21 protein-coding genes are annotated in these 21,604 nt (G+C 71.6%); 11 read left to right on the top strand and 10 right to left on the bottom strand.

Going from position 1 to position 21,604, the window contains the following annotated elements:
- Positions 1-4 precede the first annotated feature (4 nt).
- From AB0K02_RS04510 to AB0K02_RS04500, 3 genes are all read left to right on the top strand, one after another.
- On the top strand, positions 5-733 hold the full coding sequence (locus tag AB0K02_RS04510) for a GPP34 family phosphoprotein (RefSeq protein ID WP_365990861.1): 729 nt from the start codon (positions 5-7) through the stop codon (positions 731-733).
- Positions 734-976: 243 nt separating this feature from the next.
- Positions 977-1,858, top strand: a complete 882-nt coding sequence (locus AB0K02_RS04505) for a helix-turn-helix transcriptional regulator (protein WP_365990860.1) — start codon at positions 977-979, stop codon at positions 1,856-1,858.
- Between the two features lie 166 nt (positions 1,859-2,024).
- Positions 2,025-2,234, top strand: coding sequence for a DUF397 domain-containing protein (locus AB0K02_RS04500; protein WP_365990859.1), 210 nt, complete (start codon positions 2,025-2,027; stop codon positions 2,232-2,234).
- A 675-nt stretch (positions 2,235-2,909) separates the two neighbouring features.
- Here AB0K02_RS04500 and AB0K02_RS04495 read toward each other — a convergent pair.
- Both AB0K02_RS04495 and AB0K02_RS04490 read right to left on the bottom strand, forming a co-directional pair.
- Complete coding sequence (locus tag AB0K02_RS04495) at positions 2,910-4,043, bottom strand: ADP-ribosylglycohydrolase family protein (RefSeq protein WP_365990858.1); 1,134 nt, start codon at positions 4,041-4,043, stop codon at positions 2,910-2,912.
- 478 nt (positions 4,044-4,521) lie between these two features.
- Entirely contained in the window at positions 4,522-7,116 is a 2,595-nt protein-coding gene (locus AB0K02_RS04490) for a bifunctional FO biosynthesis protein CofGH (protein WP_365990857.1), read from the bottom strand.
- A 117-nt stretch (positions 7,117-7,233) separates the two neighbouring features.
- Between AB0K02_RS04490 and AB0K02_RS04485 the strand changes: the two genes are divergently transcribed.
- The 4 genes from AB0K02_RS04485 (at position 7,234) to AB0K02_RS04470 (ending at position 9,356) form a co-directional block, all read left to right on the top strand.
- The gene (locus AB0K02_RS04485; protein ID WP_365990856.1) at positions 7,234-7,902 is read left to right on the top strand and encodes a hypothetical protein; all 669 of its coding nucleotides are present in this window, start codon (positions 7,234-7,236) and stop codon (positions 7,900-7,902) included.
- Positions 7,903-7,931: 29 nt separating this feature from the next.
- Positions 7,932-8,414: a hypothetical protein gene (locus tag AB0K02_RS04480; protein ID WP_365990855.1), complete on the top strand. Its 483-nt coding sequence runs from the start codon at positions 7,932-7,934 to the stop codon at positions 8,412-8,414.
- Positions 8,411-8,758 carry a hypothetical protein gene (locus tag AB0K02_RS04475; RefSeq protein WP_365990854.1) on the top strand — a complete coding sequence of 116 codons (348 nt, stop codon included), beginning with the start codon at positions 8,411-8,413 and terminating at the stop codon, positions 8,756-8,758. Before AB0K02_RS04480 ends, AB0K02_RS04475 begins: the two co-directional genes overlap by 4 nt.
- Before the next feature lie 64 nt (positions 8,759-8,822).
- Entirely contained in the window at positions 8,823-9,356 is a 534-nt protein-coding gene (locus AB0K02_RS04470) for a hypothetical protein (protein WP_365990853.1), read from the top strand.
- Positions 9,357-9,493: 137 nt separating this feature from the next.
- Here the strand turns inward: AB0K02_RS04470 and AB0K02_RS04465 are convergent, their stop codons facing one another.
- Genes AB0K02_RS04465 through AB0K02_RS04455 form a run of 3 tightly spaced genes read right to left on the bottom strand, consistent with a single transcriptional unit; the run spans position 9,494 to position 11,174 of the window.
- Positions 9,494-9,847: a hypothetical protein gene (locus AB0K02_RS04465; protein ID WP_365990852.1), complete on the bottom strand. Its 354-nt coding sequence runs from the start codon at positions 9,845-9,847 to the stop codon at positions 9,494-9,496.
- A complete protein-coding gene (locus AB0K02_RS04460; RefSeq protein WP_365990851.1) occupies positions 9,844-10,317 on the bottom strand; it encodes a prevent-host-death family protein in 474 nt (157 codons plus the stop codon). Before AB0K02_RS04460 ends, AB0K02_RS04465 begins: the two co-directional genes overlap by 4 nt.
- A 29-nt stretch (positions 10,318-10,346) precedes the next feature.
- Positions 10,347-11,174: an LLM class F420-dependent oxidoreductase gene (locus tag AB0K02_RS04455; protein ID WP_365990850.1), complete on the bottom strand. Its 828-nt coding sequence runs from the start codon at positions 11,172-11,174 to the stop codon at positions 10,347-10,349.
- Between the two features lie 174 nt (positions 11,175-11,348).
- On the opposite strand from AB0K02_RS04455, the gene AB0K02_RS04450 reads away from it, so the two are divergent.
- The 3 genes from AB0K02_RS04450 (at position 11,349) to AB0K02_RS04440 (ending at position 14,108) form a co-directional block, all read left to right on the top strand.
- Positions 11,349-12,857 (top strand): CehA/McbA family metallohydrolase, encoded by a 1,509-nt coding sequence (locus tag AB0K02_RS04450; RefSeq protein WP_365990849.1) that lies wholly within the window; start codon positions 11,349-11,351, stop codon positions 12,855-12,857.
- Between the two features lie 71 nt (positions 12,858-12,928).
- Positions 12,929-13,693 carry an IclR family transcriptional regulator C-terminal domain-containing protein gene (locus AB0K02_RS04445; protein WP_365990848.1) on the top strand — a complete coding sequence of 255 codons (765 nt, stop codon included), beginning with the start codon at positions 12,929-12,931 and terminating at the stop codon, positions 13,691-13,693.
- A gap of 85 nt (positions 13,694-13,778) precedes the next feature.
- Positions 13,779-14,108 (top strand): putative quinol monooxygenase, encoded by a 330-nt coding sequence (locus AB0K02_RS04440; RefSeq protein ID WP_365990847.1) that lies wholly within the window; start codon positions 13,779-13,781, stop codon positions 14,106-14,108.
- Positions 14,109-14,129: 21 nt separating this feature from the next.
- On the opposite strand, the gene AB0K02_RS04435 is transcribed toward AB0K02_RS04440, so the two are convergent.
- Together AB0K02_RS04435 and AB0K02_RS04430 are read right to left on the bottom strand one after the other, a co-directional pair.
- Positions 14,130-14,774 carry a dihydrofolate reductase family protein gene (locus AB0K02_RS04435; protein ID WP_365990846.1) on the bottom strand — a complete coding sequence of 215 codons (645 nt, stop codon included), beginning with the start codon at positions 14,772-14,774 and terminating at the stop codon, positions 14,130-14,132.
- A gap of 66 nt (positions 14,775-14,840) precedes the next feature.
- Positions 14,841-15,248, bottom strand: a complete 408-nt coding sequence (locus tag AB0K02_RS04430; RefSeq protein ID WP_365990845.1) for a hypothetical protein — start codon at positions 15,246-15,248, stop codon at positions 14,841-14,843.
- A 158-nt stretch (positions 15,249-15,406) separates the two neighbouring features.
- Between AB0K02_RS04430 and AB0K02_RS04425 the strand changes: the two genes are divergently transcribed.
- Positions 15,407-16,042 (top strand): dihydrofolate reductase family protein, encoded by a 636-nt coding sequence (locus AB0K02_RS04425; protein ID WP_365990844.1) that lies wholly within the window; start codon positions 15,407-15,409, stop codon positions 16,040-16,042.
- A gap of 3 nt (positions 16,043-16,045) precedes the next feature.
- Here the strand turns inward: AB0K02_RS04425 and AB0K02_RS04420 are convergent, their stop codons facing one another.
- The 3 genes from AB0K02_RS04420 to AB0K02_RS04410 all read right to left on the bottom strand — a co-directional run bounded on the left by AB0K02_RS04420 (position 16,046) and on the right by AB0K02_RS04410 (position 21,072).
- Positions 16,046-17,611: an APC family permease gene (locus AB0K02_RS04420; RefSeq protein WP_365990843.1), complete on the bottom strand. Its 1,566-nt coding sequence runs from the start codon at positions 17,609-17,611 to the stop codon at positions 16,046-16,048.
- Positions 17,612-17,863: 252 nt separating this feature from the next.
- Positions 17,864-19,318, bottom strand: coding sequence for an aldehyde dehydrogenase family protein (locus tag AB0K02_RS04415; protein ID WP_365991014.1), 1,455 nt, complete (start codon positions 19,316-19,318; stop codon positions 17,864-17,866).
- Between the two features lie 14 nt (positions 19,319-19,332).
- Entirely contained in the window at positions 19,333-21,072 is a 1,740-nt protein-coding gene (locus tag AB0K02_RS04410; protein WP_365990842.1) for a D-aminoacylase, read from the bottom strand.
- Positions 21,073-21,604: the final 532 nt, after the last annotated feature.

The following is a 21,604-nucleotide window of genomic DNA, read 5'->3' as shown; positions in this document are numbered from 1 at the left end:
ATGGATGGGCAGGAGCCGCAGAACACTTCCGGAAGAGCTTCTGCTGCTCGCTCTGGACCCGGCCACGGGTACCACAGCGCAGCCGCAGTCGCTCGACCTCGGCCTGGCCGGTGCACAGCTAGTAGAGCTGGCTCTGGCAGGACGGATAGCCCCAGACGGGGATCGTATCGCCGTGGTGATGCCACGGCCGACAGGAGATCCGACTCTGGACTCCGCACTGGAACTGCTGCGCCGACGCGGCAGTCCGGTACGGGCGGTCCACTGGATCGGCGGGCCCCGGCTGGGGCTGCGCCAGGTTTACCTCTCGCATCTGGAGCGATGCGGCATGGTGCATGCCGTGGAGGGCCAGATGTGCGGAGTGCTGCCGACGACTCGCTACCAGGCGACGGAGACGGCGATCAGCCGGGACATCAGGGCCCGGCTGGACAGTGCGATCCGCACCGGTGTACCGCCGGACCCGCGGACCGCGGCGCTCGCCGCACTGGCCCACGCGGTCGGTCTCGGCAAGCACCTGTACCCCGGGAACGAAGGGCGTTCCTCGAGGTCCCGGCTGCGGGACCTCATCCGGCACGATCCGATGGGCGGTCTGGTGGCGCACGCCGTCATGGACGTCCAGAACGGTGTGGCCGCCCAGCCGCGCCGTAGCCAGCCGGCGAGCGGCAGCAGCCGTCAGCCGGGTCCGGTACCGATGCAGCCACGCCGCAGCGGCATGGCCCGCGTCGCCGCGCACTGAGCGCGCTGCCGCACCGCGTACCGCAGCACCACCGCTTTGGGCACACGCACCTCCGCACCACGCCGCACCACGCCGCACCGACGTCCCCATGACCCGGTTCGGGAGCCGCAGAACGCGCGGGGCAGCATCTTTGCTGTCCCGCGTGTTCGCGTGTGTGCCCATTCGGCAGCGCAGCAAGGCCGATTGGTGGCAGTCTGCTGAACAGTAGATACGCAGAGCAACGCGGTCGGAGGTGCAGTTCCCGTGGCGTCCAACGTCAATCCCACTGTCCGAAGGCGCCGATTGGGCCAGGAGCTGCGCCGGCTCCGGGAGCTGAAGGGCATGACGGCCGAGGAGGTCGCGGAGCGCCTGCTCGTGTCCCAGTCCAAGATCAGCAGGCTGGAGAACGGCCGCCGTTCCATCAGCCAGCGCGACGTCCGTGACCTGTGCGGCGTGTACGAGGTCGAGGACCACCGCATCGTCGATTCGCTGATGCAGATGGCCAAGGACTCCCGGCAGCAGGGCTGGTGGCACGCGTTCGGCGACATCCCGTACAGCGTCTACATCGGTCTGGAGACGGACGCGGCGAGCCTTCGGGTGTACGAGCCGCAGGTGGTGCCGGGTCTGTTGCAGACACGTCAGTACGCCGAGGCGCTGATCGCCGGCGCACTGCCGGAGAGCGGGGTCACTGACATCGAGAAGCGGGTCAGCGTCCGGCTGCGCCGCCAGGAGCGCATCAGGGACGCCGAGCACCCGCTGCGCCTGTGGGCGGTCATCGACGAGGCCGCGTTGCGCCGCCGGGTCGGTGACGGACATCTGATGCGTGAGCAGTTGGAGCATCTGGTGGAGCTCTCGCACCAGCCGCACGTCACCGTGCAGGTCCTGCCGTTCGACATGGGCGCGCATCCGGGTATCAACGGGCAGTACGCGATCCTGGAGTTCCCCGACGCCTCGGATTCGAGCGTCGTCTACATCGAGGGCGTCACGAGCGACCTGTATCTGGAGAAGGCCAACGACGTGCAGAAGTACAGCGTCATGTACGAGCACCTGCGGGCCCAGGCACTGAACGTGGAGCAGACGCGGCAGTTCATCGAGAAGATCGCGAAGGACTACGCACGGGAGACCGCGGGAGGCTTCGACGACTGAAAGCGCCGCACGGTACACCACCGGACCGCTGCGATGGAAGAGTCACCTGGAATATGCCATCCAGTCGAGTGAATGCCCATCTCGCGCTCCCGGCACGGCGAGTAGCGTCGATCACGCCAGCAAGAACGTTGGCGCACATCACATCACTTGCCGAAGCGGAGCGATCATGGCAATCATTCAGGGCGCTACGGAGACCTGGACGAAGTCCTCGTACTCCACGGGTAACGGTGCTTGCGTAGAGGTCAAGTCCCCCGTGGCCGACGCGATTTCCGTGCGGGACTCGAAGGTCACGGCGGGCCCGACGATTACCTTCGTGCCGGACTCGTGGAATGCGTTCGTGAACGAAGTGGCGCAGAGCGCGTTCGGTCGCGACTGAGCGCGGCGCCGCGCATCACCGGCGAATTCCAGCCACAGCCCGACAGCACACCGACAGGAGCCCTCTCGACTGGTTCGCCGTCCCGGCCGAGGGGGCTCGGCCTTCTTCTCGGTCCCCAGCGGAGCAGATCGACACAGCGGTCCACCCTTGGAGCGCCGGGACGAAATGAGCGACCAGTTCCGCGCTGTCGAGCCGGCCGCCTCGACAGCGCCGTCGAGCCCTCTGAACACCGGCTCCCCCGGCTCTTGCTGGGTCCGCCTCCAGGAACCACAGCAGAGTGAGCCCGGTGTCCACACCCCTCCACCTGCTTCCCCCAGTCCAATCCGGTCGCCGGGCAACGGCGCCGGCCGCAAGGCGGTCACCATCGCGGCAGCGACCGGCCGGCCGCTGCGGCAGACGCCGCGAGCACAGCCACTCCAGCAACTCCCCGCGTTGTTCTGTGCTCTGCGCGTCGACAACCTCCAGGACCGGTCCGGCGTACGGGCCTTCCCGTGCGTGATGGCCGCGTGGGCCCGTGGCTCCGCCGCCGTGGACGGTGGTCCCGTCGTCCTCGGGGGGCTGGGTGGCGTGGGGCGGTCCGGTCCCGGGGCCGGCGGCCACGGCGGACTGACGCGGTCGGCGACGACCGTGCGGGATGCGGCTCCCGGCGCCGGCCACACCTGGGTGGCGGCGGCCTCAGGCCAGTTCCGGTGTCATCGCTCGGGGATAGCGCGTGAGCCAGCCCGGCGCCGTGGACGTCGGGCTGTGCAGCGCCGGCCCCTGCGTCATCTCCATCGCGAAGTCGTCCGCGATCTGCAGCAGCGTCCCCCGCCCCTCCAGTTCGCACAGCCACGCCGGCGGCAGCGCCGTCTCCCCGTGGAGCGCGCCCAGCAGCGCCCCGCACACCGCGCCCGTCGCCTCCGACGGGCCGTCGTGGTTCACCGCGAGACGCAGGCCGTGGCGGATGTCCTCGCCGACGAGCGCGCAGTACACCGCGATCGCCAGCACCTCCTCCGCGTACCCGTTCTCGCCGAGCGCCGCGACGCGGGTCGGGCTGGGGATGCCCTGGCGCACGGAGCCCAGCGCCTGCTTGAGCGCGTCCGTGACGGGCTGGTGGCCGGGGCGGGCCGCCAGTTGCGCGAGGGCGCGCTGCACCGCGCCGTCCAGGGTCTCGCCGCGGGCGAGCCCGTGCACGATCACGGCGAACGCGCCGGCGGACAGGTACGCGGTCGGGTGCCCGTGGGTCTGCGCCGCGCACTCCACCGCGAGCTGGCAAACGAGCTGCGGCTCCCAGCCCACCAGCAGCCCGAACGGCGCCGACCGCACCAGCGCGCCCGCGTCGCGGGCGGTGGGGTTCTTGGGTGCCTGCAGCGTGCCCATGATCTCGTCGCCGAGACCGGTCAGGCATTCGCGCGAAGGGCCGCGGCGGGCGTAGAGCCATTCCTCGCACGCCAGCCAGCCGTTGTCCTTGCGGCGCTCGTCCGGCCCCCAGTCACGCTGGGTCGCGGCCCATCGCAGGTAGGCGCGGTGCAGGTCGGTCGGCGGATGCCAGGCTCCGGTGTCCCGCCGTACCTGGGCGCGGATCAGACCGTCGACGGAGAACAGGGTCATCTGGGTGGCCGCCGTCACCGTCCCCCGCCGCCCGCCCACCGGTACGAAGTCGACGAGGCCCTCCGGCCCGTGGGCCGCGCGCAGCGCGTCGAGGCCCTCTCCTGCGGCCCCCGCGCCGAGCGCGTCACCGATCGCACCGCCGAGGAGCGCGCCGCGTACCCGGGCACGGAAGTCCTGCTGCTCGGCCCGGCCCCACACGGCCGCGGCTGCTGCACTCACCGTGCCTCCACGACGTCGACGAACACTGCCCGGCGCAGCACTGTAATCGAACGGGAACCGGGTTCCCGGGGACGCGCAGGGGGATCGCGCGGGTATGTGGCATACCTGCCGGAGGTCACTTTTGACGGGGCGGGGCGGGGTGCGAGGAGCCGCCCGAGTCACCGCCGCCCGGATCGGAAGGCCGGGCCCGAGGCCGAGCGGAAGGAGAGGCCGGGAGGACAGGCCGGAGGCCGAGCGGAGGGACAGGCCGGAGGCCGGACCGGAAGGCAGGACCGGAAGGCAGGGCCGCCGCCCGGACCAGGCGGCGGGCCGGGGCGGCAGGTCCGGAAGACCGGGTGAGGGCAGGTCCGGAAGACCGGGTGAGGGCAGGTCCGGAAGACCGGGCCGGGGCGGCAGGTCCTGAACACCGGGCCGGGGCGGCAGATCCCAGGGGCTCCGGCGGGGCGGACCGGGTCCTCCCCCGCCGCGTTCCCGTCCGTCAGTCCGGCAGGAGCGGCAGCAGCTCCGGGAGGTGCCCGTCGGACGCCGCGGCCGCCTCCTGACGCTCCTGCGGCACCTCCCCGTACAGGGTGGTCCGCGGCTTCGCGGGCCGGCCCGCCGCCTCGGCGATCGCGGTGAGGTCGCGCACGGACCGGTACGAGCCGTAACCGGAGCCCGCCATCCGGGAGATGGTCTCTTCCATCAGCGTGCCGCCGAGGTCGTTCGCGCCCGAGCGCAGCATCTCCGCGGCGCCCTCCGTGCCCAGTTTCACCCAGCTTGTCTGGATATTGGTGATGTGCGGGTGCAGCAGGAGCCGGGCCATGGCGGTGACGGCCCGGTTGTCCCGGTCCGTCGGGCCGGGCCGGGCGATCCCCGCGAGGTACACGGGCGCGTTGGTGTGGATGAACGGCAGCGTCACGAACTCCGTGAAACCGCCCGTCTCCTGCTGGACGCGGGCGAGCGTACGGAGGTGGCCGAGCCAGTGCCGGGGCTGGTCGACATGGCCGTACATCATCGTGGAACTCGACCGGATGCCCAGCTCGTGCGCGGTCCGCACGACCTCGATCCAGGTGGCGGCAGGCAGCTTGCCCTTGGTCAGCACCCAGCGGACCTCGTCGTCGAGGATCTCGGCGGCGGTGCCGGGGAGGGAGTCGAGGCCCGCCTCCTTCGCGGCCGTCAGCCATTCCCGTATCGACATGCCCGTCCGGCTGGCCCCGTTGACGACCTCCATGGGCGAGAAGGCGTGCACGTGGATGCCGGGCACGCGCTCCTTCACCGCCCGCGCGATGTCGAAGTACGCCGTGCCCGGCAGGTCCGGGTGGATACCCCCCTGCATGCAGACCTCGACCGCGCCGACGTCCCACGCCTGAGCGGCGCGGTCGGCGACCTGGCTCAGGGAGAGGGTGTACGCGTCGGCGTCCGTACGCCGCTGGGCGAAGGCGCAGAAGCGGCAGCCGGTGTAGCAGACGTTGGTGAAGTTGATGTTCCTGGTGACGATGTACGTCACCTCGTCCCCGACGACGTCCCGGCGCAGCTCGTCGGCGATGCGGGTGAGCGCGTCCAGAGCGGGCCCGTCGGCGTGGAGGAGGGCGAGTGCCTCGTCGTCGGTGAGCTTCGTCGGATCGTCCGCGGCCCGGCTCAGTGCCCGGCGCACATCCGTGTCGATGCGCTGCGGCTCCATGCCGGGCGCCGCGGCCTCGCGCAGCGCGTCCCAGTCCCCGTAGACGTGGTCGAAGTCGTCGCGCCGGTCGTGCGTGCGGCCCTCGGAGTCGATGGTCCGGTGCAGGTCCGTGCGCCCGGCGGCGGTGAACCCGTCGTCGGGCTCCTGCCAGGGCAGGCCGGCGGGGATCGCGTCCTCGCGCGCGAGCCCGGTGCGGGGGTCGGCCAGCGCCTGGACGTGCGGGAACAGCCGGGGGTCGAGCCACGGCTCGCCGCGCCGCACGAACTCCGGGTACACGCAGAGCCGTTCGCGCAGTTCGAAGCCCTCGGCCGCCGACTGCTCGGCCAGCACGTCGATCTGCGGCCAGGGCCGCTCCGGGTTCACGTGGTCAGGGGTCAGCGGGGAGACTCCGCCCCAGTCGTCGATGCCGGCGCGCAGCAGCCTGGCGTACTCGCCGTCGACGAGATTCGGCGGAGCCTGCAGGCAGGCCGACGGACCCATGATGTGCCGGGCGACGGCGACGGTGGCGACGAGCTCGTCCAGCTCGGCGTCGGGCATCCCGCGCATGGCCGTGTCCGGCTTGGCGCGGAAGTTCTGCAGGATGAGCTCCTGGATGCCGTGGTAGGCGCGGGAGACGCGGCGCAGCGCGAACAGCGACTCGGCGCGCTCCTCGTACGTCTCGCCGATGCCGATGAGCAGACCGCTGGTGAACGGCACATTCGACCGGCCGGCGTCCTCCAGGACGCGCAGCCGCACGGCCGGCTCCTTGTCCGGGGAGCCGTGGTGGGGCCCGCCCGGCTCCGACCACAGGCGGGTGGCCGTCGTCTCCAGCATCATGCCCATGGACGGGGCGACGGGCTTGAGCCGCTGGAAGTCGGTCCAGGACATGACCCCGGGGTTGAGGTGGGGCAGCAGCCCGGTCTCCTCCAGGATCCGGATCGACATGGCGCGCACGTACGCGATCGTGTCGTCGTAGCCGTGGGCGTCCAGCCACTCCCGGGCCTCCGGCCAGCGGTCCTCGGGCTTGTCCCCGAGGGTGATCAGCGCCTCCTTGCAGCCGAGTTCGGCCCCGCGCCGGGCGATCTCCAGGACCTCGTCCGGGGACATGAACATTCCGTGGCCTGCGCGGCGGAGCTTGCCGGGGACGGTGGCGAAGGTGCAGTAGTGGCACTTGTCGCGGCACAGGCGGGTGAGCGGGATGAACACGCTCTTCGAGTACGTGATGATCCCGGCGCGCCCGGCGGCTTCGAGCCCCGCGTCCCGCACGCGCCCGGCCGAGGCGGCCAGGTCCTCCAGGTCGCTCCCCCGGGCCTGCAGCAGCACGGCGGCTTCGGCGACGTCGAGGGCCACTCCGTCCCTGGCCCGCTTGAGCGCGCGCCGCATGGCGTTCGCGGTGGGCCGTCCCGCCTCGTGTCCACCCTGGTGATCGGTCATGCTGCGAGCATACGAGCGCGGGCACGCGGGCCGGCCGGGCGGCTGAGTACCAGCGCCTGTGTGACCTGGGGTCATGTGCGGATACGCGCCGGTGCGGGGACGCGTAGCGTCCAGGCCATGATCGACAATCTCGAACGCCGCCGCGTCCCGCTGCTCCGGTGGCTCTGCATCACCCTGGCGGTGGTGATCGGCGTGCCGGTGCTGTTCGTGCTGGGCCTGCTGGTGACGTACTGGGTCCAGAGCGCGACCCCGGAGGACTACCCGCGCGTGGCCCCGCGGGAGATGGCCGACCGTGCGGCCTCGCGCTCGCAGGAGGCGTACGAGGTGGCGGGCTTCGACACGGTGCTCCCTGCGGGCCGGTACAACGGGTTCGGCTCGGACTCGTGTTATCCCGGCGGCCTGGAGGCCATCGCGGACACTCCGGTGGAGAACGCGTACGCGCTGTCCCACAGCTGGCAGCTGGACGACGTCCCGCGCGAGGAGGCGCTTGCGGCCCTGGCCCGGCTGCGCGACCGGCTGGAGGCGGACGGCTGGGACATCACGTCGTACGAGCGGCAACAGGCCTCCGAGGACTGGATCCTGCGCACGGAACGCGGCGACGGCGAGCGCCAGGTCTACGAGTGGATGTCGGAGGGCGGCCGCTTCTCGGGGGGTGTGTACATGGAGTGCGCGTACGACCCGACGGCGGAGGCATCGCCCGGTTCCTCGTACGACGGGTACGAGTCGTACGGTGGCAGCTCGGCGGCGGACGGGCTGGTGGCACCGTCGCTGGGGGCGAGGGCGTGAGGGGCTAGCGAATGCGTATGAACCGGGCAATGGCCGACGTGCTGGCGGGCGTCGACACGACGGGCCTGACCGACGCGGACATCCCGCCGATGTTCCTGGAGGTCGCGAACGAGGGCTGGACGCACGCCTCGAGCGGCGCATACGTACTGTCTGCCCTGGCCGCGACCGGGCCCGAGGGTTCGTACGCGGACATGGTCCAGGAGGAAGTCACCGTGAACGGCCGGGGCATGGTGGACCACGACCTGCCGCCGACAGATTCCGAGCGGATCGCACCGCTGACGCGCCGATGCCTGGCGTATGCCCTGCGTTGCCTGACGTCAGCGTCGGTCGACGGGCCCGCCGTGAAGGCGTACATCAGCATGTCGGAATCCTGGACGGAGGAAGGCATGGTCACGGCGCACGTGACGTTCTGCCGTCCGTACCCGGGACTGCGGCCGTACATCACAGACCCGGAAGACTTCCGGCACGAGGCACTGCTGGAACTGGAGGGCGGAGACGGTGGTCAGGTGTGAGTGAGTTCGTGACGCCCGATCCTCAACTGCTGGTCAACGCCTTCGGCGTCGAGCCGGAGGTGACGGGCGAGACCCAGAGCACTCTGCGCTTCAAGAGCGTCACCGGCGAGGACCTGACGTTCTCCTACGACGACGTCGGGCGGTCCGTGGCATTCTCCTGGCTCTCGGACTCGGGAGAGGTCAGGATGCGTCTCCTCCGGGAAGGGGCACGGCTGCTGCGGGTCGTCGAGGAGGGCGGCAGGACCGGGCTCCTGGTGGAGTTCAGGACAGCGGACACGGTGGGCGAGCTGAGGGTGCAGATCTTTCCTGCGGTGAGTGTCACCGAGAGCCTGCTGCTCGCGTGAGTCACGCGACCGGTTCGTAGGGGTCGAGGCCATTTTTGCGACGGGCATTGATCAAGGAGTGGGCGTGGGTGACGTGGGCGACCCTTTGGAATGCTCACTGGCAGATCTGGAGCGTCGCATCCACGGAGGCGGGGCTGCAGGACGGCCGGAGGACTGGGAACAGATTCGCGAACTGAGCGTGGGAAGAATGCAGTCTGCCCCGCACTCCCAGGAAGTCCGGATCCGATGGGCACATCTGGCATTGGCTGCCATTGCCCACAAGTACGCGACGTCCCTGGAGGATCCGAAGAAGTCGGTGGCCGAGTCGGCTCTTGTCCGCGTCTTCCTGATCAGAGAGTTCGGGGAGAGCGAGGACGACGAGGCGCGGCAGGTCGGCGATCTCTGCGCGCATGTGAAGGCGCATCTGGGTATGACGCGCAACGAAGCGCTGGAGCTGGCTTCGGAGTGGAGGGGTGCTCCGCGCGAGCACGTACTCGGCTTGAGGCGCATCAAGAACATGCTCACGCCGTTGGTGGTGATTCAGGGCCTACTGCATGCGGAGGATCCGATTCAGCAGGACATCGCCGAGTGGTTGGCCTTGATCCCAAGACTCCCGTAGGCCAGGCATGTGGGACCACGCTGCGGCCACGGCGGGGGCATCCCAGTGTGCGACGCCGCCACATCGCGGGCTGCATCCCACGAGGAGCGCGCGGAGGTAACGACCGGGCGCCCTCGGATGGCCGGCAACATGCGGATCTACTCGGTGTCCTTCGGGTGGCGGGGCGACGCATACACCAGGTGCACGGTTCGCCGGGCTTCGTCCACGAGGTAGCGCACCCGGCCTCCTGCCGTGACCTCGAACTCCCACTGGGGGTACTCCCGACCGGCCAACAGTGCCGTCGCCAAGCGGCCGCGCAGCCTGTGCTGGCGGTCGGGGTCCGCCATCGATTGCGGGTCGTTGCGCAGAGACTCGAAACAACGACGGGTGTTCCCTGGCGCTGCCGCACCCAACTCGCCCCACCCCTTGGCCGCCTCATTCGTGGCGAACCGTAAGTGCCACTCCTCGCCGACCGTCGGCGGGGCCACTGCATCACCACGCTTCGGCGTCATGGAGCGACCACCTCACCATGGTCCTCGTCCGGCAGAGGACGCATTGCCTGCGCCGCCTGCTCGGGGTCGGCCAGGATCCGCGCTGTGGCACGCCATTCGACGATCACGCGGTGCAGATTGCTGTGGACGTCCAAGTGGACTGCGTCGTGCGTGGCATCGACGAGTTCCTGCACGAACTCACGCACTTCGTCGCCCGAGAGGTGGCGCACCCAAGGGAAGACTGACGGCAGCGCGAGCCGTATTGCTCTTGCCCCGCCATCGGAACCGATCATCGCCCCTAGGAGGCGCGCCGTGATGTCGGCGGTCTCCTCGCGCTCTCGGTCGTGACGAGCCGTCGTGAGGTACAGATCTTCGCCGTCCCGACGCGTGATGTGCAGACGCTGCGCCTTGTCGAGCGTGTCCGCGACGCGCTTCGAGTTCTTCGACAGCTCGGAAAACGTGACAGTAGGCGTGAGCATGCACAGCAGCATACTTCGGAACGTATTCCGAAGTCAATCGTTCACAAATACTGCGCGTACTCGTCCAGCGCCCGCAGCACCTCCAGGTCGCCCCCCGGCGGCAGTTGCAGCACCACCTCCTCCACCCCCTGGTCCGCGTAGTGCGCCAGCTTGCCCGGGGTGGGGCGGACCGCGTACGGGACCACCTCCAGGGACTTCGGGTCGCGGCCCGCCGCCGTCCACGCGTCGCGCAGTTTCGGGACCGACTCCCCCATCCCGCGGCCGCCGATCGGCATCCAGCCGTCCCCGTACTCCGCGATGTGCGCGAACAGCTTCGGGCCCGCCGCGCCGCCCACCAGCGTGCGCGGGGCGCCGCCCCGCGGCTTGGGGTGGGCGAACGAGGCGCTGACCGAGGCGTGTTCGCCCTCGAACGCGCGCGGCTGCGGTGACCACAGCGCCCGCATCAGGCGCATCCTGTCCCGGACCAGTTCCCGGCGGGTCGACCATTCCACGCCGTGGTCCGCCGCCTCCTCGACGTTCCAGCCGAAGCCGACGCCCAGGGTGAACCGGCCCCCGGACACGTGGTCCAGGGTCGCGATGCGTTTCGCCAGGGCGATGGGGTCGTGCTGCGCCACCAGCGTCACCCCCGTGCCCAGCCGCAGGGTCGACGTCACCGCCGCCGCCTGGGCCAGCGCCACGAAGGGGTCCAGCGTGCGGCCGTACTCCGGCGGGAGGTCGCCGCCCGCGCCGTACGGGGTGGTCCGGGCCACCGGGATGTGAGTGTGCTCGGGGAGGTAGAGCCCGGCGAAGCCGCGCTGTTCGAGTTCGCGGGCCAGCCGCACGGGGGTGATCGTCTCGTCGGTGAGGAAGATCGTGGTTGCGATCCGCATGGGGACAAGGTAGGCCCAAACGGCGCGCCACGTCGTCGTCATGGCCGTGTCATCCGTCGATCTCCTGCCAACCCTCTTCCCTTGCACCGGCGTTCACGGCTCAATACCAGGGTTCGACCGCATCGACGCACCACCGCACCTCTCCTGTCCCTCGACATCCCGGGAGCCGACGGCATGTGCAACGACGACGAACACGCCCTGGGCAGGCGCGGTCTCCTCGTGACCGGAGCCGCCGCCGCCCTTACCTTGGGCACCGTGAGCTTCGCGAACGCGGCACCACCGGGCGGCGACGGGGCGACGGAGGTCGTACGCGGCACGCTGCCCCCCGGCGCGCCCGACTTCGTGTACCTCCCCGTGGAGATCCCGGCGGGCGTCAGCCGGATCCACGTCTCGTACAGCTACGAGAGGCCGCCCCAGCCGGCCGGCACCGCGGGCAACGCCCTCGACATCGGCATCTTCGACGAGCGCGGAACCGCTCTCGGCGGCAAGGGGTTCCGCGGCTGGTCGGGCGGCGCCAGGACGGAGTTCTTCATCCAGGCGGACGACGCGACGCCGGGCTACGTTCCCGGGCCCGTCCGGCCCGGCCTGTGGCACATCGCCCTCGGGCCGTACACCGTCGCGCCGCAGGGTCTGACGTACGAGGTCCACGTCACGCTCACCTACGGGGAGCAGGTCGAGCCACGCCCGGCGGTCCATCCGCCGGAGCGGGCCAAGGGGCGCGGGCGCGCCTGGTACCGGGGCGACTGCCACCTGCACTCGTGGTACTCGGACGGCAGGCGCACTCCCGCCGAGATCGCCGCGCTCGCCCGCGCCGCCGGGCTCGACTTCATCAACTCCTCCGAGCACAACACCCACGCGGCCCATGCCCATTGGGCCGAGGGGGCCGGTGACGACCTGCTGATCCTGCTCGGGGAGGAGGTCACGACGCGCAACGGGCACGTGGTGGCGCTCGGCACCGACCCGGGGACGTTCGTCGACTGGCGCTACCGCGCACGCGACAACCGCTTCGGGCACTACGCCCGCGCGATCCGCCGGGCCGGGGGCCTGGTCGTCCCGGCCCACCCGCACGCCACCTGCATCGGCTGCAACTGGAAGTTCGGCTTCGGCGACGCGGACGCGGTGGAGGTCTGGAACGGGCCCTACACCCCCGACGACGAGGTGTCCCTCGCCGACTGGGACAGCGCGCTGGCCGTCGCCGCGAGCACCGGGAAGCGCTGGACGCCGGCCATGGGCAGCAGCGACGCCCACCGCCACCCCGACCCGATCGGCACTCCGCAGACGGTCGTCCTCGCCGACGACCTGACGCGCGGGGCGATCCTCGAGGGGATCAGGGCCGGGCGCAGCTACGTCGCCGAGAACAAGGACGTGACCGTGGCCTTCTCGGCGGCCGGCGGGCGCGGGCAGCACGCGGGGATCGGCGGTCGGCTGCGCGTGGACGACGACGAGCCGGTGACCGTACGGGTGGAGGTGGCGGGCGTCCCCGGCTGCACGGTCCGCGTCGTCACCGACCAGGGTGTCCTGCACACGGCGCCGGTCCCGGACTCCGGGGCGGGCACGGTGGAGTGGCGTACGACGGCGCAGTACGCCACGTACGTACGCGCCGAGGTGCGGCACGCGCCGGTCGTCCCCGGGCTGCCGGGGCCGCTGGCCGCCTTCACCAACCCGATCTTCCTGGGCGGCTGACCCGGCGCTGCGGCCACGTACGCTCGGGGACAGCTGGGGGACCCGAGACAGAACGTGGAAGGAACGTGATCATGGCCAGCCCCGCCTCCGGGCCGCAGTCCGTCGACCGCGCGCTGGAGATCCTCGACGCCGTCGCCGACGCGCCGGGCCCCGTCGGGGCCAAGGCGCTCGCGCGGCGGCTGGGCTGCTCGCTGTCGACCGTGTACCACCTGCTGGGGCCGCTCATCGCGCGCGGGCATCTGGTCAGGACCGGCGACGGGTACGCACCGGGACCGCGCGTGGCCGTCCTGCACCGGTCGTTCCAGCGGCATCTCGGGCTCGGGCCGCGGCTTGCCGAACTGCTGCCGCGGCTGCGGCGGGCGACCGGCGCGGAGGCGTACGTCACGGCGTACCGGGACGGCCGGATCGTCATGCTCGACAGCACGGTGCCGGTCACGGACAGCAAGCACCCTTTCGTGCCCGGCCCCGAGACGCGGGCGCACGCGACCGCGCACGGCAAGGTGCTGCTGGCCGCGCTGCCGCGGGCGGCGCGTCGGCGGTACCTGGCCGAGTACGGGATGGCCCGGTTCACCGACCGCACGATCACCGGCGCGGAGCGCTTCGAGGCGGAGGTCGAGCGGGTGCGGGGCCGGGGATACGCGGTGTCCGTGGGCGAGGCGGACCCGGCGTACACCTGCCTCGCGGCGGCGCTCGCGGACCAGGGCGCGGACGGTGTGGTGCACGCGCTGTCGTTGTCGTTGCCGACGGCGGACTTCCGGCGTCGGCACGGCGAGCTGCGGGCGGCGCTGGTGCGCACGGCACGGCGGCTGCCGCCCGTCTCTCCGCCCGTCGGCTGACCGTCCGCGGGACCGGTTTCCGACGGCGTCGGAATGCGGGGCCGCCCGAGTGGTGCCGGTCCCCGGCGCGGCCGACCCTGGAGGCATGATCTTCATCGCCGTCAGGTTCACCGTCCGCCCCGAGTTCAGCGACCGCTGGCTCGACATCGTCGACGACTTCACCCGCGCCACCCGCGCCGAGCCCGGGAACCTCTTCTACGACTGGTCGCGCAGCGTGGACGATCCGCACAGGTTCACGCTGCTGGAGGCCTTCGCCGACGCGGAGGCGGGTGCGGCCCACGTCGCGTCCGACCACTTCAAGGCCGGCATGGAGGCGATGGCCACCGCGATCGCGACCAAGCCCGAGATCATCAACGTCGAGGTGCCCGGCCAGGGCTGGAACGAGATGGCCGAGCTGGAGCCCGCCTCCCGCTAGTGCTCCGACCGGGCCCTCGGGTCACTTGCGCCAGAACAGATGGTGCGTCACACCGCTCGGGCTGGGCACGATCTCGAGGTGGAACCGGTCGAGCAGCTCATCGGGCGACTCCCACAGGCGCAGTCCGGACCCGAGCTTCACCGGCGAGACCGCCACGTGCATGGTGTCCACGAGGTCGGCGTCCAGGAACTGCCGGATCGTGGTGACCCCTCCGCCGAGTCGGACGTCCTTGCCCTGCGCCGCCTCACGCGCCAGCTCGAGAACGGTGGCCGGGTCGCCGTCGACGAAGTGGAACGTGGTGTCGGAGAGCGTGAACGAAGGACGCACATGGTGTGTCATGACGAACACCGGGGTGCGGAACGGGGGCTCGTCGCCCCACCAGCCGCGCCACTCATGGTCCTGCCAGGGCCCCCGCTGGGGCCCGAACTTGTTGCGGCCCATGATCTCGGCACCGATGTTGCGTGCGTAGTCCCGCGTGAAGTAGTCGTCGAGGCCCCGGCTCCCCCCGGGATCGGTGCGCATGGGCCAGCTCGCCGTGGCGCCGGCCCATGCGAACAGCCTCCCGGGATCGGCGTGGCCGAACGGACTCTCGAGGCTCTGGTCCTCGCCGGCTCCGATCCCGTCACTCGAGACGTTGAAGTTCTGCACCCTCAAGAGCTGCGTCACGTGTTCCTCCCAGTCGCTGACACCTGTTGCCGACAACGGTGGTGAGACTCTCCGGGCCGGGAGAACTCATCGCCGCGCTCGTGATCGGACGGGAGATCTGACCTGGCGCTTCTCCTGCGGGAACAGCGGTGTCCAGGCAAGCGCGGTGCGCCAGGCGTCGCCGTCGCGCATCCAGTCGTCGATGACCTTCGCCACCGGCTCGGGGCCGATCACGGGGCCCTGCGCGGGCACATGGGCCTGGAAGTGCAGTTCCTCGCGGCCTTCGCGGTACTCGACCTGGTAGCTGAAGTCGTCGTTGAGACACACCTGCATGTAGTGGTGTCCCGCCGGCTCCCTGTCACGCCGTTCGACGATCACGTACGGGTGGGAGAGGTTCATGTCGGCGAGCAGGTCGTGCACCTCGACGCAGGTGGGGTCGTCGACGGCCCTGCCGCCCGCTTCGACGGCACGGATCACAGGCTCGGGCTTCGTCATGCGGGCGACTGTACGGTGCGGGTCCGACAACCGAGGGGCCGCGCCCCGCAGCGGGCCCGGCCCCGCGTCGCCGAAGCGCACCGCGACGGCGAGGCGCCGACACTCGTGCGTCCGCCGGCGGCAGAGTCGGTGCCCGACACCGACCGAAGGAGCACGTCATGAGCAAGGTCGTCGCGGACATCTCCGTCTCCCTGGACGGATTCGTCGCCGGACCGAACGACGGCCCGGACAACCCGCTCGGCGACCGGGGGGAGCGCCTGCACGAGTGGGTGGTCACGCTCGCGAGCTGGCGGGAGATGCACGGTCTCGACGGGGGAGCCACGGGGCCCGACTCCGACCTGGTGGAGGAGGTGGTGCAGCGCGCCGGGGCCTACGTCATGGGCCGGCGGATGTTCGACTGCGGCGAGGGGCCGTGGGGGGAGAAGCCGCCGTTCCGCGCCCCGGTGTTCGTGGTCACGCGCGAGGAGCGCGAGCCGCTGGTGAAGCAGGGCGGGACGACGTTCACCTTCGTCACGGGCGGGGTCGGGGAGGCCGTCGAACGCGCCCGTCGCGCCGCCGGGGACAAGGACGTGGCCGTCGCCGGCGGCGGGCAGCTGATCCGCGGCGTGCTGGCGGCCGGGCTGCTCGACGAGCTCCAGCTCCATCTGGTGCCTGTGCTGCTGGGCGGCGGGGTGCGGCTGTTCGAACCCGCCGCCGACGCAGAGAGGGTCACGGAGACGGTCGAGTTCGAGACGACCCGGGTGATCGACTCACCCTCCGTGACCCATCTGCGGCTGCGGCCCGTGCGGGCCTGAGTGTCAGTCGGCCATCACGAGGGCCGGCGTCTCCTTCGTCAGCACCTCGCCGCGGAAGAACGCCGGGCTGCGGCGCTGCATCACGAGCATCAGCACGACGCCGAGGAGCAGCAGGCCGACGCCGATCACGAACACCGATCCCATGCCGAGGACGGAGGAGCCCGAGCCGTAGGCCGGGTCCCACATGTCGTAGAGGGTCTTGGCGAAGACGGCGGTGAGCATCAGGCCGCCGACGCCGGGGAGCACGCCCTTGACCATCAGGTCTGCCGTCGAGCGCGAGAGCTCCTTGCGGAAGAACCAGACGCAGGCGAAGGCCGTGATCGAGTAGTAGAAGCAGATCATGAGGCCGAGTGCGTAGATGGTGTCGACCAGGACGTTCTCGCTGACGAGGCTCATCACCGTGTAGAAGAGGCCGGTGGCGACGCCTGCCGCGACGGTGGCGAGACCGGGTGTCTTGAAGCGGGGGTGGACCTTCGCGAACGCCTTGGGCATGGCCTCGTACGAGCTCATCGCGAGCGCGGTGCGGGCGACGGGGATGAAGGTCGTCTGGAGGCTCGCCGCGGCGGAGGCGAGGACGGCGACGAAGAGCAGGATGCCGAGGCCCGAGCCCATGATCGGGTCGGCCAGGACCGCGAACACGTTGTCGGAGGTGTCCGGGTTGCCGAGGCCGGTGCCCTTCTCACCGATGCCGGCGTACATCTGCACGGCGATGGCGACCATCAGGTACGAGATGACGATGATCACCATGGCGAGCATGGCCGAGCGGCCGGGGGTGCGGGTGCTCCCGACGCTCTCCTCGTTGATGGACAGGCAGGCGTCCCAGCCCCAGTAGATGAAGATCGACAGGGAGAGTCCGGCGGTGAAGGCGGAGAAGGACTCGACACCGAACGGGTTCATCCACGACAGGGAGAAGTCCAGGGACCCGGCGACGTCGTCCGCCTTGGCGACGGCCATGACCGCGAAGATCGCGATGACGGTGAGCTGGAGGCCGACCAGGGCGTACTGGACCCACTTGGTCGCGGTGATGCCGCGGTAGCTGATCGCCGTGGCGCCGGCGATGAAGGCGAGCGTGGTGAGGATGTGGACGGCCTTGTTGCCGTCGAGCGCGGCGACGCTCTCGCTGCCGGTGATCTCTCCGGCGGTGAGCCAGAAGAAGGACGTGGCCACTCCGGCGAGGTTGGACAGGACGACGACGGTGGCCACCAGCAGGCCCCAGCCGCACATCCAGCCGATCCGCGGGCCGAAGGCCTTCACCGTCCAGGTGAAGGAGGTGCCGCAGTCCGGGACCGCCTTGTTGAGCTCGCGGTAGGCGAAGGCGACGAGGAGCATCGGGAGGAAGCCGGCCAGGAAGATCGCTGGCATCTGGAGGCCGACCTCCCCGACGGTGGGTCCGAGTGTCGAGGTCAGGCAGTAGACGGGGGCCACCGTCGAGACGCCGATGACGGCTCCGCCCATCAGGCCGACGGAGTTTCCGCCGAGGCCTTTCTCGCGGACACCTCCGGCGTCTTCGGGGGCGGCCGCGCCCCGTACTGCATCTCCGGCCTGCGGCCGCGCATCGATCTGGGTCATGAACAGGACGTTAAGTCCTGCGGTTTCCACATTCGGAGGATCGAACTCCGGATCTTTCCTTTTGGATTCCAAGGCGCAACCGGGCAGTCGGTTCATGATTGAAAGATTCTCAGCGGCGAACAGGCGCACATTGCCAGGCCGCTGCCGACCCGCTCCCGATTGCGAGAACCGCAGCCATGCCCGATTTGGCCGGTTTCAAATTTTCCCACGGCGATTTTCGGACACCTTCTCCCGCAGGTTCGGCGGCCGTCCTCACCCCGGCCAGACCACCGCCTGCAGCTCGCTGTACGCATGCAGGGCGTACGACCCGACGTCCCGTCCCACCCCGCTCCGCTTGAAGCCGCCGAACGGCGCCTCCATGTTCCGGCCGACCGTGTTCACCCCGACCCCGCCCGCCCGCAGCTCTCCCGCCACCCGGAACGCACGCGCCACGTCGCCCGACCAGACGTAGTCGATCAGGCCGTAGTCGCTGTCGTTCGCGAGCGCCACGCCCTCCTCCTCGTCGTCGAACGGGACCACGACGACCACCGGCCCGAAGATCTCCTCCCGCACCACACGCATGTCGTTGGTGCAGTCCGCGAACAGCGTCGGCGCGACGTGGAAGCCCCGCTCGAGCGCCGGGCGCTCACCGCCCGCCACCAGCCGCGCCCCCTCCTCGCGGCCCAGCTCCACGTACGCCTCGACCCGATCGCGCTGCGCGGCCGAGATCAGCGGGCCGACCACCGTCGCCGGGTCGGCCGGATCGCCGACCCGCAGCCGCCCGGCGTACGCGGCGAGACCGGCCACCACCCGCTCGTAGACGCCACGCTGCGCGAGCACCCGCGTCGGCGCCGTACAGATCTGGCCGCTGTAGAAGGAGAACGTCGTCCCGATCCCGCGCACGGCGGATTCCACGTCCGCGTCGTCGTAGACGAGCGCGGCCCCCTTGCCGCCGAGCTCCATCAGCTGGCGTTTCATCGTCCGGCCGCACACCTCGGCGATGCGCTGTCCGACCGCCGTCGAGCCGGTGAAGCTCACCATGTCGACGTCCGGCGAGTCGACGGCGGCCTCCCCCGCCGCGGGCGCGGAACCCGTCACGACGTTCACCGTGCCGGGCGGCGCACCGGCCTCCTCAAGGGCCTCGGCCATCCGGTAGACCGACAGCGGGTCCTGCGGGGCGGGCTTCACGACGACCGTGTTGCCCGCCGCCAGCGCGGGCGCGACCTTGCCGGCCGCATTGGCCCACGGGTTGTTGTACGAGGTGATGCAGGTGACGACACCGACCGGGCGGCGCACGGCGACCGCGCCGAACACGCCCGCCCTCCCCATGGGACCCGCCGCGTTGATCTGCGGCGGCACCGCCTGCTCGACCGGTTCCAGCGCGCCCCGTGCGTAACGGCGGAAGCGGGCCGCGCCGACGGCGACCTGCATGCCACGGGCGGTGGCGGTGGTCGCGCCCGTCTCGGCGCGGGCGAGCGCGGTGTGCGCCTCCGCGTCCCGCTGGACGAGGTCCGCGGCCCGGTCCAGGACCGCCGCCCGCTCCTCCGGCTTCGTACGCGACCAGACCGCGAACGCCTCCCGGGCCGCCGCGGCGGCCTCGTGCACCTGGGCGCGGCTCGCCTCGGGCGCGAGCCCGACGACCTCCTCCGTGGCCGGGTCGACCACCTCGTAGTGGCCGAGGTCCGGCTCGACCCACACGCCGCCGATGAACAGTTTCTGCGGCCTCATCGCCTTCTGCGGCCTCATCGCGTCGACACCGTCCCGGTGTCCCGTCCCGCGCGCAGCACGACGCCCGGCACGGCCCCCGTGACCCGGTCGTCCCTGATCGTCTCGACGCCGTTGACCCGGACGGAGACGACGCCGATCGCCCGCGCGTCCAGGCGGGGGCTGTCACCGGGCAGGTCGTGCACCAGCCGCGCGGGGCCGGCGTCGATCCGCTCCGGGTCGAACAGGACCAGGTCCGCGTGCCAGCCCTCCTGGACCCGTCCGCGCTCGCGCAGGCCGAACAGCCGGGCCGGCTCGTCCGTGAGCATCCTGACCGCCTGTTCCAGGCCGACCAGCCGGCGACCGCGCAGGCAGTCCCCGAGGAACCGCGTCGTGTACGGCGCCCCGCACATGCGATCCAGGTGCGCACCCGCGTCGGAGCCGCCGAGCATCACGTCCTCGTGCTGCCACGTCTCGGCCCGCAGCGCCCATGACGCGGGATCGTTGTCCGTGGGCATGGGCCACAGGACCGTCCGCAGCTCGTCCTCGGCGCAGATCTCGACGAGGCACCCGAAGGGGTCCTGGCCTCGCTCGGCGGCGATGTCGCGCACCACCCGTCCGGTCAGCCCCTCGTTCTCCTTCGCGTACGTGTCGCCGATGACGTACCGGCCGAAGTCGGCGAGGCGGCGGAAGACGCCGGCCTCCTTCGCATCCGCGCGGCGCAGCATTTCCGCCCGGACCTCCGGGTCGCGGAGCCTGGCGATCCGCTCGGGGACCGGAAGGGCGAGGATCTCGCCCCAGCCGGGGATCAGGTTGAGCGCGCAGAACGTGCCGAGCGACATGTTCATGGGGGTCAGGATCGGCATGGTGAGGGCGACGATCCGGCCGCCGGCCCGGCGGGCGCGCTCGCTCGGTACCAGCTGGCGCGGCACCCGTTCGGGAACGGCGGCGTCGACGGTGAGGACGTTCCAGTTGAGTGGCCGGCCGGCGGCGGCGCTCATCGCGACGAGCAGGTCGATCTCCTCGTCGGCGAACCGGTCGAGGCAGCCCGCGACGATGGCCTCGAGCTGGGTGCCCTCGTGCTCGCCCACGGCCCTCGACAGGGCGATCAGCTCGTCCGGCCCGGCGTGCCGCGAGGCGACCGGCCGCCCGTCGCCGTCCGAGTGCGTCGACGACTGGGTCGTGGACAGGCCCCACGCGCCCGCGTCCATCGCGTCGTGGAGGAGGCCGGACATCTGCCGGAGCTGCGCGGGCGTGGGCTGCCCGCCGACGGCGTCCGGGCCCATGACGTGGCGGCGCAGGGCACAGTGCCCGACCATGAACCCGGCGTTGACCGCCGTCCGGCCGTCGAGGGCGTCCAGATACTCGCCGAACGTGTGCCAGGTCCAGGGAGCCCCCTCCTCCAGGGCGACCAGCGACATGCCCTCGACCTTGGACATCATGCGCCGCGTGTAGTCGGCGTCCTCGGGCCGGCCGGGGTGCAGCGGGGCGAGGGTGAAGCCGCAGTTGCCGCCCACGACGGTGGTGACGCCGTGGTTGAGGGAGGGCGTGGCGCACGGGTCCCAGAACAGCTGGGCGTCGTAGTGGGTGTGCGGGTCGACGAAACCGGGTGCGAGGACGAGGCCGGTGGCGTCCTCCTCGGTACGGGCGTCCTCGGTCACGCCGCCGGGAGGGGCGATGACGGCGACGCGGCCGTCGCGGATGCCGACGTCGGCAGCGAAGGCGGGGCCGCCGCTGCCGTCGACGACGGTCGCGCGCCGTATGAGGTGGTCGAGCATGGGGCGTCCCTTCGTGTGCGGGTGGGGTGGGGGCGGGCGGGGGCGGGGGGTCGGCGGGGGGGGCGTGGGGGCGCGGCGGGTGCGACCCGGCCGGGGACGTGGGCGCCTCCGTGGCGTGGGCTCGGCGGGTGCGGCCCGGCCCCGGGGGTGGGCGCCCGGGGGGCGTGGGCTTGGTAGGTGCGGCGAGTGCGGTGGCCGGGGACGTGGGCACCTCCGTGGCGTGGTGCGGCCCGGCCGGGGGCGTGGGCGCCTCCGTGGCGTGGGCTCGGCGGGGTACGGCCCGGCCCGGGGGGCACCCCGGGGGCGTGGGCTCGGCGGGGTACGGCCCGGCCCGGGGGGCACCCCGGGGGCGTGGGCTCGGCGGGTGCGGTGGCCGGAGACGTGGGCGCCCCGGGCGCGTCAGCGTGGCGTGGTGCGACCCGGCCGGGGACGTGGGCGCCTCCGTGGCGTGGGCTCGGCGGGGTACGGCCCGGCCGGGGGCGTGGCGGCCGGCCGCGGCCGCGCGCACTCCGGCCGGGCCGGGGACGGGCGG

Source organism: Streptomyces sp. NPDC049597 (assembly GCF_040675505.1).
GTDB lineage: Bacteria > Actinomycetota > Actinomycetes > Streptomycetales > Streptomycetaceae > Streptomyces.
Note: the sequence above shows the minus strand (reverse complement) of the source record. Positions and strands in the feature narration are given on the sequence as shown.